The organism is Streptosporangium sp. NPDC003464 (assembly GCF_053588315.1).
In genome coordinates, this window is record NZ_JBSFPS010000110.1 from 19,025 (window position 1) to 30,092 (window position 11,068).

General features: G+C 68.2%; 11 protein-coding genes and 1 pseudogene. 4 read left to right on the top strand and 8 right to left on the bottom strand.

Annotated features, from left to right (window positions below; translation table 11 throughout):
* Nucleotides 1-104: 104 nt before the first annotated feature.
* Nucleotides 105-467, bottom strand: a pseudogene (locus ACWDS7_RS23990) (integrase core domain-containing protein); the annotation flags it as partial.
* Nucleotides 468-1,081: 614 nt separating this feature from the next.
* On the bottom strand, nt 1,082-2,437 hold the full coding sequence (locus tag ACWDS7_RS23995) for a UDP-glucose dehydrogenase family protein (protein ID WP_451931088.1): 1,356 nt from the start codon (nt 2,435-2,437) through the stop codon (nt 1,082-1,084).
* Between ACWDS7_RS23995 and ACWDS7_RS24000 the strand changes: the two genes are divergently transcribed.
* Entirely contained in the window at nt 2,436-3,782 is a 1,347-nt protein-coding gene (locus ACWDS7_RS24000) for a UDP-glucose dehydrogenase family protein (RefSeq protein ID WP_451931089.1), read from the top strand. The genes ACWDS7_RS23995 and ACWDS7_RS24000 overlap by 2 nt on opposite strands.
* Nucleotides 3,783-3,793: 11 nt before the next feature.
* Here ACWDS7_RS24000 and ACWDS7_RS24005 read toward each other — a convergent pair whose 3' ends face one another.
* A complete protein-coding gene (locus tag ACWDS7_RS24005) occupies nt 3,794-4,609 on the bottom strand; it encodes a class I SAM-dependent methyltransferase (RefSeq protein WP_451931090.1) in 816 nt (271 codons plus the stop codon).
* Between the two features lie 196 nt (nt 4,610-4,805).
* Here ACWDS7_RS24005 and ACWDS7_RS24010 point away from each other — a divergent pair, with 196 nt between their 5' ends.
* Entirely contained in the window at nt 4,806-5,285 is a 480-nt protein-coding gene (locus ACWDS7_RS24010; protein WP_451931091.1) for a hypothetical protein, read from the top strand.
* 147 nt (nt 5,286-5,432) lie between these two features.
* Nucleotides 5,433-6,200 (top strand): hypothetical protein, encoded by a 768-nt coding sequence (locus tag ACWDS7_RS24015; RefSeq protein ID WP_451931092.1) that lies wholly within the window; start codon nt 5,433-5,435, stop codon nt 6,198-6,200.
* A 237-nt stretch (nt 6,201-6,437) separates the two neighbouring features.
* Here ACWDS7_RS24015 and ACWDS7_RS24020 read toward each other — a convergent pair whose 3' ends face one another.
* The 5 genes from ACWDS7_RS24020 to ACWDS7_RS24040 form a co-directional block, all read right to left on the bottom strand.
* Nucleotides 6,438-7,721, bottom strand: coding sequence for a helix-turn-helix domain-containing protein (locus ACWDS7_RS24020; protein ID WP_451931093.1), 1,284 nt, complete (start codon nt 7,719-7,721; stop codon nt 6,438-6,440).
* A gap of 302 nt (nt 7,722-8,023) precedes the next feature.
* Entirely contained in the window at nt 8,024-8,482 is a 459-nt protein-coding gene (locus tag ACWDS7_RS24025; protein WP_451931094.1) for a hypothetical protein, read from the bottom strand.
* Nucleotides 8,483-8,516: 34 nt separating this feature from the next.
* A complete protein-coding gene (locus ACWDS7_RS24030) occupies nt 8,517-9,041 on the bottom strand; it encodes a hypothetical protein (RefSeq protein WP_451931095.1) in 525 nt (174 codons plus the stop codon).
* Between the two features lie 34 nt (nt 9,042-9,075).
* A complete protein-coding gene (locus tag ACWDS7_RS24035) occupies nt 9,076-9,402 on the bottom strand; it encodes a type II toxin-antitoxin system Phd/YefM family antitoxin (protein ID WP_451931096.1) in 327 nt (108 codons plus the stop codon).
* 427 nt (nt 9,403-9,829) lie between these two features.
* Complete coding sequence (locus ACWDS7_RS24040; RefSeq protein ID WP_451931097.1) at nt 9,830-10,192, bottom strand: nuclear transport factor 2 family protein; 363 nt, start codon at nt 10,190-10,192, stop codon at nt 9,830-9,832.
* 307 nt (nt 10,193-10,499) lie between these two features.
* Between ACWDS7_RS24040 and ACWDS7_RS24045 the strand changes: the two genes are divergently transcribed.
* Nucleotides 10,500-10,754 carry a hypothetical protein gene (locus ACWDS7_RS24045; protein ID WP_451931098.1) on the top strand — a complete coding sequence of 85 codons (255 nt, stop codon included), beginning with the start codon at nt 10,500-10,502 and terminating at the stop codon, nt 10,752-10,754.
* Nucleotides 10,755-11,068: the final 314 nt, after the last annotated feature.

The following is an 11,068-nucleotide window of genomic DNA, read 5'->3' on the forward strand; positions in this document are numbered from 1 at the left end:
GCCGCAAGCAAACCAAAGCTCGGGTAAGGAGGACGGGCAAAGCGACGACAATTGAGCGTCCGCCGCGCACCATAACGATATGACAAGGAAGCGCCCATTCCCTGTCACATACAAGACCCTTCCTTCATTCCGGCCAGCGGTGCCGCTGGACGCCTCTGGGTGTATTGACCCGCAGGGTTGTTGACGCGGGTGATCGGGGGCTGGCCTCCGAGCGCGGTGTGGCAGCGATGGTAGTTGTAGGCGTGCAGGAAGTCGCGTAGCGCTTGGGTGCGTTCGTCGTTGCTGGCGTGGGGGCGCACGTAGGCCCACTCGTCGAGCAGGGTGCGGTTGAAGCGTTCGATTTTGCCGTTGGTCTGTGGCCGGTAGGGGCGGGTGCGTTTGCCGCTCGCGCCGAGGTCGGCCAGGGCTTGGTGCCAGAGGGTGGCTTTGCGGTAGCTCCAGGCGTTGTCGGTCAGCACGGCTTCGATGCGGGCGATGGCCCACGGTGGTTTCGTGAACGCCTCCTTGTGGGCTTGCCCAGGTGCGCGCCGACGGCGAGCGGATCGCGAAGGGACTGCGCGTGGAGCTCGCCGGTGAACACCGATCACTGCGGGAGGCCCAGGACGAGCGCGATCGTCCCGCGCCGCCGCCACGGTGGCGCGCCACGCTCGAGGCCCGGGACAAGGCTCTGCAGCAGGCCCAGGACGCGGCCGCGGCGATGAGCGCCGCGCCGGCCACCGCCCAGGAGACCGCCCGCCAGGTGCTCGCCGAACACACCGAGGCGCCGGCCGGTCCGGCCAGGAGGAAAAACCTGACGGGACTGCATAGCAAGGGGTGCCACCGGAATACGACGGCGTCCTCGACGGTCTCGGCCAAGACCGCCCTGCCGGTGACAGGCGAGTACACAGGCTCTAAGCGGGCCAGGGTCGAGAGTCTGGGCGTGCGGATCGTTGCTCCGGAGGGGTTCGCCGAGGTGGTCGCCACCTTCGCGCGTCATCGTCTCCCGGGGTGTCAGGCATGGCTGGTGTCACCAGATACACGCTTGACCCGCGAAAGGCCGGCCCACATCGTGATGAGATGGGCAGGCCTTTCGCATGTGTGGCTATCGCACGCCCACGGTATCCCGGTCTGTTGTTCGGAGGGCTCGCCCCAGCGCCTGGTAGGTCCGTCCCGCACCGGACCAGCGGGCCGGGTTCAGGGCGTTGCGGCCGTCGATCACAACTGGGACGGTGGCCAGACCGGTCAGCGTGGTCGGATTGATGGTGCGGTAGATCGGCCACGCCGTCAGGTGCAGCAGCACCTCCGCCCGCTCCACGGCCTCGGCGGGCTCGGCCACGTAGCGCAACTGCGGGTACAGGGCCTGAGCGATGCCTATCGCCGCGGGGTCGTGGGCGGTGACCACGCCTCCTTCAGCCTGGACGGCTATGGCCACGGCCATGGCGGGAGAGTCGCGCAGGTCGTCGACGCCGGGCTTGAACGACAGCCCCCAGATGCCGATGCGGCGGCCGGCCAGGGCGCCTCCACAGACGGTGCGGGCCAGGTCCACGACGCGGCGCTGGCGGCGCCGGTTGACCGCGTCGACCTGGGCCAGCACCTCCAGATCGGCACCGACGCCGTGGTCTCGGCCTTGAGCGATGAGGCTGCGCAGGTCTTTGGGCAGGCAGCTGCCGCCCCAGCCGAGCCCGGCGTCGAGGAAGTCCGGGCCGATGCGGGGGTCGAGCGCCATCGTGCGCGCGAGCGCGGTGACGTCGCCGCTGGAGACCTCGCACAGCGCGCTCATCGCGTTGATGAAGGAGATCTTCGTCGCGAGGAAGGCGTTGGCTGCGGTCTTGCACATCTCGGCCGTGACGAGGTCGGTGACGACCATCGGAGTACCGGCGGCCAGTTGCGGTGCCCACGCCTGGCGCAGCGTTGCCTCGGCGTGCTCGTCGCCCGCAGCCAGGCCGAGCATGATCCGTGAGGGGCGGGCGACGTCGGCCAGCGAGGTGGACTCACGCAGGAAGTCCGGGGAGTAGGCCATCGTCACGCTCACGTGGGCGGGGGCCACCGATCGAGCGAGCCGGGCCAGGCGCGCCGTGGTGCCGGCGGGCACCGAGGATTTCACCACGATCAGTGCGTCGCGACGCAGGCGGGTCGCCAGCTCGATGACCGCGCCTTCGAGGTCGGTGAGGTCCGCGGCGAGGGCTCCGTCCTGCTGGGGGGTGCCGATGCACAGGATGTGCAGGTCGGCGAACGTTATGGCGTCGTCGTAGGAGCCGGTGAAGCGAAGTTCCCCGGGCGAGCCGTGGCTGGCGATAGCCTCAGCCAAGCCGGGCTCGTCGAAGGGGGCGATTCCGGCCGTGATGGTGCCAACCGTCGCCGGGTCGGTATCGAGACCGAGGACCTGGTGTCCCATGCGAGCCATTCCGGCCGCATACGGGGCGCCGAGGCGTCCACAGCCGACGATGCTGATTTTCATGCTGGACCTCCGTAGGGAAGGACTGAACGACGTGCGAATGACGGTGATCGGGTGCGGCCATCTGGGTGCGACGCATGCGGCCTCGATGGCGGAGATCGGCCACGAGGTGATCGGCGTGGACATCGACCCCAGCAAGATCGCCACCTTGCGGTCGGGGCGGGCCTGGTTTCACGAACCGGAGCTGGACGAGATGCTCGCTCGGCATGTGGCCAGCGGCAGGCTCCGCTTCACAACCGACTTCGCCGAGGCCGGCGAGTTCGGCGAGATGCACTTCCTCGGGGTCGCCACGCCCGGCATGGCCGATCGTGACGACTACGACCTGTCGCAGGTGTGGGCGGCGGTATCAGCGCTCGCACCGCACCTGCACCGTCCATGTCTGATCGTCGGCAAGTCGACCGTGTCGGTCGGCACCACGGCGGCCGCGCGGGAGCTGGTGCACGACCTTGCCCCGGCCGGGAAGGCGGTCGAGGTCGCGTGGAACCCCGAGTTCCTGCGGGAGGGCCACGCGGTGGCCGACACGCTGCGCCCGGACCGAATCGTCGTCGGAGTGACCTCCGTCGAGGCCGAGGAGAAGATCCGTGAGGCGTACCGGCCGATCACCGACGCCGGAGTACCGCTGATCTTCACCGATCCGGCCACGTGCGAGCTGGTCAAAGGTGCCGCCAACGCGTTCCTGGCGACGAAGATCTCCTTCATCAACGCGATGGCGGACCTGCGCGAGGCGGCGGGCGCCGACGTCGCGCAGCTCGCCGACGCCGTCGGCCTGGACCCGCGTATCGGCCCGGCGTTCCTGCAGGCCGGGATCGGATACGGCGGAGGATGCCTGCCGAAGGACACCCAGGCGTTCGCGGCCCGCGCAGATCAGCTTGGCGCGGACTCCGCGGTGGGCCTGCTGACCGCCGTCGACCAGATCAACACCGGCCGCCGCCAGCGCGTCGTGGAGGCCACCCGCAAGGCATGCGGCGGAAACCTGGCCGGCAAGCGCGTGGCCCTGTGGGGGGCCGCGTTCAAGATCGGCACCGATGACGTCCGTGACTCCCCCGCCCTGGACGTCGCTGCCCGCCTGCACGCCCAGGGCGCGTCGGTCACCGTCTACGACCCGATGGCGATGGACAACGCCCGCGCCGTCCACCCCGAGTTTGGCTACGCCGGCGACGCGTTGGCCGCTGCGGCCGACGCCGACGCGCTGGTGGTTGTGACGGCCTGGCCGGAGTTCCACGCCATCGACCCGGCGGCGGTCGGCGCCGTCGCGGCCCAGCGGGTGGTGATCGATGCCCGCGGCGCGCTGGATGAGCCCCGCTGGCACGATGCCTGCTGGTCACTGCACCGGATCGGCCGCGGGTAGCGGCGCATGGTTCACGACGATCGGTGACCGATGATCACGGCGGCCTGCAGGGTCACCGTGAAGCGTTCGGAGGGCTGCACCGCCCGCAGCGCCTGGCGCAGCGCATCCTCATAGTCCTCCCGCTGTGCGCCGAGCACCGCCGGTGAGGAGAAGGCGTAGGTGTACTGCAGGCCGATCAGCTCGTCGATGGTGAGGTCGAGGCGGTAGTCGACGCGCAGCATCCGGATCCAGGAGAAAGCACTGCGGCGCATCACTGTCTCGTGGTCTTCGAAAAGGTACTGGAAGGGCACACCCGCCCCGGCGGCTCGGTGAGTGCCCAGGAACTGGTCGCGGATGTGGTCGAGGATCGGCTCCCACCACGCCTTCGGCGTGCCGAGCGCGTGGCTGACCACCACGGCGACGAACCCACCGGGCAGGATGATGTCGTCGAGGTCCTGCAAGACCTGGTTGCGGTCCATGTAATGGAAGGCGTCACCGATCACGGCGCCCCGCACTCGCGGCAGGTCCAGCAGAGTGGTCGAGTCGCCGCACCGCCAGTCGATGCCGTCGAGGTGGGCGCCGAGCTGGCGGCCGGCCGCCAGCATCTCCTCGTTGGGGTCGATGGCGATCATGGACAGGCCCTGCTCGGCCAAGCGGCGGGTGATGACTCCAGGACCGCACCCCAGGTCCAGGACCGGCGCGGTGGCGCCGCAGGCGCGGGCGGCCTGCGCGACGTGGTCAATGAGGAAGGCAGGGTGCTCGGGCCGAAACCGGACGTAGGCGTCGGCGGTAGTGTCGAAGATCGCGCCCGGGTCAGGGTAGGCCACGGGGGCGGGAAATACGGTCACGTCTACCTCCAGGGGACGTTGACGAGGAGTCTGCGCTTGACTGTGCGCTGTAACCAAATGCCGCCGCCAGTGGCGATTGACGCCCGCGACAGGGGCATCTACGGTCCCGGGCAAGGGCACGGTGTGCCCTTGCCCGGTGCGGCCAGCCGAGGAAGGGTGGTGCGACGACTCCTGTACGTCCTGGCGGGGAGATCTAGTGCTGAAACCTCACGAATCGCATGCTGGCGAGCTTCGCGCTCGCGCCGTGGCCGAGCACGGCGAGCAGGTGCCGTCGCCGGTCCTGCACGACATCGCCAGGAAGATCCACGCCTGCTGTGAGCACAGCCTTCTCAAGAGCACCCGGCTTGCCCGGGGATGGAGCGTCCCTGAAGCCGTCACCCGGCTCTTCGCGCTCGCCGAGACCGCCGGGCTACCTGAGCGAGGAGCCGACGAGCGGGCGTGGCGTCGCTGGGAGAACGGAAATCACCCCGATGCCGACTACCAAGACCGGCTGGCTCGGCTGTTCAAAACCGGGCCGGTTCAGCTTGGCTTCGCCACCGACTACACACCACGCTCCCTGGGAGGTGATCGTACGAACCGCCGTGAGGCTCTGCGGCTGGGGGCCGCCGCCCTCATCGCTCCCGGACTGCCGACGAACGCTGAACACGAGGCGCGCGAGTTGACCCGCCGCAGCTAGGAGACCGATCTGGGGCCGAGCACTCTGACCCACCTGCACCAGGTCATCGATGACTACGGGCGCCACTATGCGCGCTACAGCGCAGAGGAGCTGTGGCAGACCGCCCTCGGTGACCGCCACCGCATCGCCGAACTGCTCCGGCTCCGTATGACGCTCAAGCAGCGCCGAGAACTGTATGTCGCGGCAGCGTGGCTGTCGCTGGTGCTGGCCTGGGCCGCTCATGACCGCGGGCAGGTACGGGCCGCACTCGCCTACGCGGCCGATGCCCGCCACCACGCCGACGAAGCCGACCACCCCGAGGCGGCGGCATGGGCATGGGACGTTGAGGCCACGACCTGGTTGTACGACGAGCAACCCGACCAGGCGCTGCACGCCGCCCAGCAGGGCAGCGCGCTCGCACCGGCCGGAAGCGCCGCGCAGACGCGCCTGACTGGGCAATTGGCTCGGGCCCACGCCCGGCTCGGACATACGGCTCCGGCTTCAGAGGCGCTCGAACTGCTGCGCGGCCAGGCCGAGCGACATGCGCCGCATGCACCGGGCCTGTGGAGCGCCGATGCGGTACGGGTCTGGTCAGTGGCCGCGACCTCCAGCCTGTGGCTGGGGAAGAACGAGCAGGCCCGCGTGTTCGCATCGCAGGCGATGGAGATCTACACGCAAGACCTGCGGATTTCCCCGACCCGGCAGGCGATCACCGCGCTGGATCTGGGCATGGCCTGCGCCCGGTTGGGCGATGTGGAGGAGGCTGTCGCTCACGGTCTGGAGGCGATCTCCACTCCGCGATACGCCTCAGCGATCGTGGCCCGTAGTTCCAGTCTCGGGGGCACGCTGGCACGCTGCTATCCGAATACGAGGGTCGTCACGCAGTTTCGCCAGGAGGTGGCTGCGCTCAAGGGGACGACTTCTCCGCACGTTTGACAAGTGCGGCCGAAACAGGAACATCGCCCGTCCCTGCCTGCTCCGCATCGGCCGCAGTGAAAACCTCGGCGCGGCGGACCGCCGCGTCCACGGGCAGCGCTTCGGGACCGAGCCGGCCCGGTACGGCCAAGCGGCATTTCATCGTCCACGTCCATACCGGCGATGTCGATCCTGCCCCAGCGCCACGATTGCCCGCAGCGAGGATCTTGCCGACACCGCGCCGCGGAACGCTCGTTCTTATAGGCCCGTGCAGCTCAACGCCCGCCGGTGGGCGTCCACACTGTCGGCGTGCCGGCCAAGCTGCTCCAGCAACTGAGCGACAACCGTCCAGCCGTGGGCGATGCGCCGGGTAGCGGGCTCTCCAAGCAACCGCTCCCGGGCCTGCTCGATCGCGAGCCTGGCCTCCCCCGGCCGGTCCAACGCAGCCATCACCTGCCCGGCCAGCAAATGATGACCTAGCTGCAGAAGCCGTGGCAGAACCTCGATCCGGGCCGAGACAGTGCTCAGTTGCTCTGCCGCTTCCTCCGGCCGGCCGCACAGTAACTCGGCGCGGGCCAACAGGTAAGTGAGCTCAGCCTGCTCGACCGGAGCGTCGAACCAGCGCAACTCCTCCTGCATGATCAGCAGTTGGGTACGGCACTGCTCCGCACGTGAGGGCTGCACAGCCAAAAGCACCTCGGCCTGAGTCAAGACAGCGCGTGCCCGCACCGGTACCTCAGCCCAGTCCGGGCACAGCTCCAGCGCCTGGTCGACCATGGCCACCGCCTCGTCGTCACGGCCGGCTTCGACCGCGACGACCGCCTGAGCCCAGCCGGCCGTCATCATCGCCTGGGGCGTCCCCACCCGAGCCGCGGCCCGGTGCAGCTCTCCGGACCACTGCCGGGCCCGCAACAGATCTCCTCGGCCGACATAGACCGTCAGCACCACGAATCGCTCGCTCCACAGCGGCGGCTCAGGCCCATCCATGATGCTCTCAGCCAGCTGTACGGCCTGACGAAAGTCGCCGTGCCGCATGTAGCAGCGGGCCAACGCCACCGCAGCGTTGACGTCGTCCTCGTCCAACTGCCCCCAGGCAGCCGGCGGCACCATCCGGACCAAGATAGCGATCGCGACGTCCAAGTCCCCGTCGGCCTCAGCCGCCAGCGCAGATCCGAGCTCAGCAGCCCGGCGCTGATCCGGCAGACCGGCCAGGACCGGGTCCTCCAGCATCCGGGCATAGCAACGTCGGGCCTCGGTGCTCTTGCCCTCCTCCAACATCAGCCGCGCGGCGGCCAGAGCGGATTCGATCTCCTTCACCTGCTCCGGTGAGATCCCGTGCGTGAGCTCCAGCAGCGAGCAGCCGAGCTTGGCGGCGATCAGCTCCAGCACCGGGAAGGAGGCTCGACGCTTGCCCGCCTCCAGCAGGGAGACGTAGCTGTCCGACAGCTCCGGTTGCGCCAGCTGCCCCTGGGTCAGCCCCCGCTGCTCCCGCCTCGCCTTGATGCGCAATCCGATCGCACGATCGTCAACGGTGCTCGTCACGGTGCCTCTCATGTCGCCGGGGCATCGAGGCGGAAACCCGGTGCCCGCCCGTCTGCGCCTTGGCCCACTGTTCCCTCGCCAGCCGGTGTACGGCGACGCCTGTGATCACGATCGCAAGCCATATTACGACCGCTTTGACTGATTGTTGTCACCTTAGAAAGAAAGGTACCGTGATGCGACGGTGCTGAAGCTTCTGCTTGTCCGCGCCCGGAGGTGTGCCGGTCGACGATGACGCACCGGCGACAGAACCGCCCCTCCCCCGCGGCCCGTCCGACGAGCCACCACGCAAGGGTTCGAAAGCCTCAGCTCGATTGCTGGTCGAGATCGTCCGTGGCGACCGGCGGAGCCGGCTGGCCAAGTGCGATGCCCAGCTTCTCCATCCGCGCCTTGATGCCATTGCGGCTGCGGCCGAAGGACTTCGCCAGCTGGGCGAGGGTGACGCCGGGGACGGCGGCCTCAGCGGCCAGGCGCGCCTCCTCCTTCGAGGTCCAGGGCTGGTGGGAGTTGGCGTGCTTCAGACGCCGCTCCTGCACCGTGGGAGCGACCCGCGCCACGGCCGGCGTCGCCGCGGCGGCCGCCAAAAACAGTCGGCCGATCTCGGCCAGGTCCGCAGCGGGAGCGGTGCCCTGCATCTGCGTGATCAGCTCGCCGTCGTCCTGGCATCCAGTGACCTCTACCTGTAATACGCCGGACTCGTCAGCCTCGGCTCGGAAGTCGTAGTGGTGGCCGCCGTCCGACAGGCTCAGGTGTAACGCGGACATGAGCATCTCCTTTACACGGTGGAGGAAAAGGCAGCTATCGCCCCCGTCGCCGCCGGGGCGGCTCTGGCGCACGGCGGGAGGAGACTGGGGATCCGGCCTGTCGCCAGCCGCCATCGGGGCTGGGATTTTGCGCTGGTGCGATGGCGGAGCGCAGCTGGGCCGCATAAGAGCGTCCATGAGTTCTGCTCAGGTCGGGGGCGGGTAGCCGTCCGAGGCGCTGGGCCGCGCTCTCGTAGGCGACCATGCCCGCCCGGGGGCCGATGGCCACGATGTGGATCACCGTTCGCCCGGTGTCGGGCGCAGTGATCTCTTGGTAGATGACGCGCCAGGAGGGGCCGCGCCGCCGTAGTTCATCGGGGGTGCCGAAATAGGACCGGCGGCAGTCCTGCAGATCGAGTCCGGAGCGGTCAGAGAGCGCACCGCCGCGCTCGACGCCACGTACCAGGTCGCGGATCAGCAGGATGGCTTTCTTACGATGCTCGTTGCTCGGCAATGCCTTGAGGTCGTCCATGACGCCGGGGCCGTAGGCGACCGGAGCCTGCCGATCTTGTCGATTCATGGCCGGCAGAGTAGCCAGGTCTCCGGTTATACGGCTAGCGCCGGGCGCCGGGACCGTCGTCCAGATCGTCCGGGTTGATGCCCGCGGCTGCGGCCAGGCCCTCGAGTGTGGTGTGGGTCGGCCCGCCGGCGGCCGCGGTGGCGGCCAGGCGCTGCCGGATCTGCGGAGCCGACAAGATGGCGTCGATCTCCTCGGCCAGGAGCTCGTACAAGGCGTAGGAGATGATGGCCGCCTCAGGCACCCGGCGACGACCGACGATCACGGGAGAGGCATGCAGTCCGTCCGCGCCCATGCGGGTGACGATGGGCACGAAGTCGGCGCGCGCCTCACTGACGGGACGCACTTCGAGCGGCTTCGACATGAACCCATCCTACCCAACTTGTACTAGAAGTTGTACTAGTAGAAGTACAACTTGAAGCGGAGTTTCACCCGAGACAACCCCCGACTGCCCCTTCCAAGGGTGCGGCCGGAATACGGCAGAAACGGGCCGCGCCCGCCTGCAGGCGCAGGTCGAAGGCAGGGCCGGAGGCAGGGGTTTCGGCGTTGGGGTGCCATGCGGCGCACGGGATGGGAATAGCGTAGGAACCGGCGTGAGGGTGTTGACCTGTGGTGATGCGATCCGAAGATCGGACAGAGTTCAGGTTCTGCACGGCCAGCACCCCGGCGCGGTGTCTTTCCGCCGTATTCCGGCTGTACCCGTTCCAGCGTCGGCCCGCCCCCCCCGGGGGCGGTCGAACCTCGCCGGCGACCATCCGGCTGGCCGGTCGTCGGACAACGTGTCGGCTATGTCAATCGGTCGTGCTGGCGTGCACGGCGATGATTCGCCAGCCGTGTGTCTCGTCGTATAGCCAAGTACGGGTGTAGCGCATCCTGGCCGCGAACGGCGTACCGGAGACGGTCCCTTCGACGGTGCCGAGAAACCACGTCACCCCGGTGTGCCCATCGGCGAGCACGGTCAACTCCTCCTCGGCCACTCTCGTCAGCACCTGCGTCCGAGTGCGGTGCAGCTCCAGGTCGTCCGCCTTGGTCGCAACGTTCGCACCGAAGGTAAAGATCAGCCGATCATCCAGCAGCCGATCCAGCGCCTCGACATCTCCAGCGAGCTGCGCGGCCTGGAGTCGGCGCTCGGCGTCCCGCAAGTCCTCCATCATGAGGTCCACCCTCCCAGCCGGCGCCGTATCCGCGCCAGGACGTTCACGCTCGGCTGATCTTTGCAGTCCGATCCAGGGACTCCGATCGTCGGTGAGTGGGGGTCGGGTTTAGCAGGCTTCCCGACAGGCCGTTGAAGTGGTGCGCGGCGGCCCGGAAAATCAGACCGTCGCGAGTTCGCGTCTTCGGTGATTCGCGACGGTCGAGGATTGAAGACACCTCTGAGAAGCTCGCGGTCGAGCCTTGACGCGGTGTTCTCTTCTCATTACGTGTCGTTGACAGTGGCTGTTGGTTCATTGGTGGCAGACGTTGCTGAACGGCATCGACGAGCCACTGACCCGGCAGCCCACCTTCCGATTGTCCCAGGGCCAACTGGCTGCGCTGCCCGGACGGGATCTCGACGCTTTCGACGTCACGACCGTCCACCAGGCATTCCTTCAGGACACATATCCAAGCGCCAAGCAGGTCGCCACAGCCTGCGGAACCACGAGCGAGCACATCCGCTACATCCTCGATGAGCACCCCGTCGATCGACCGATCCTGACCATCAGTCCCCGCAGGTGAGGAAACCGCCATGATCGTGAGACATGCGGGCCGCCACATCAGTGAGACAGTGCGGAAACCCGCAGGTCACGCAAGATCAAGATGTCACGAAGACTGAGCCTCTACAACTGACCACAAGATTGAGTAGGGGGCTGAGGAACATCGGAACCGAATCGTGCGGATGTACTCTGCGTGATCGCTCGCACGGTAAATCGAGATCGTTATCGCAGATGACCATGCGGAGTCAGCCATTCCCGAAGGTCCCCGTCCATGCTTTACGGGGAGTGTGAGGCCAGAAGCCGCAGTACTCGGCAGTCATCTGCGGTAGACCGTCA

Excerpts from the sequence above, each read along its gene's own strand:
- ACWDS7_RS24035 (WP_451931096.1), bottom strand. The coding sequence starts at position 9,402 with ATGTCGAAGCCGCTCGAAGTGCGTCCCGTCAGTGAGGCGCGCGCCGAC.
- ACWDS7_RS23995 (WP_451931088.1), bottom strand. The coding sequence starts at position 2,437 with ATGAAAATCAGCATCGTCGGCTGTGGACGCCTCGGCGCCCCGTATGCG.
- ACWDS7_RS24015 (WP_451931092.1), top strand. The coding sequence starts at position 5,433 with ATGACGCTCAAGCAGCGCCGAGAACTGTATGTCGCGGCAGCGTGGCTG.
- ACWDS7_RS24030 (WP_451931095.1), bottom strand. The coding sequence starts at position 9,041 with ATGAATCGACAAGATCGGCAGGCTCCGGTCGCCTACGGCCCCGGCGTC.
- ACWDS7_RS24000 (WP_451931089.1), top strand. The coding sequence starts at position 2,436 with ATGCTGGACCTCCGTAGGGAAGGACTGAACGACGTGCGAATGACGGTG.
- ACWDS7_RS24040 (WP_451931097.1), bottom strand. The coding sequence starts at position 10,192 with ATGATGGAGGACTTGCGGGACGCCGAGCGCCGACTCCAGGCCGCGCAG.
- ACWDS7_RS24025 (WP_451931094.1), bottom strand. The coding sequence starts at position 8,482 with ATGTCCGCGTTACACCTGAGCCTGTCGGACGGCGGCCACCACTACGAC.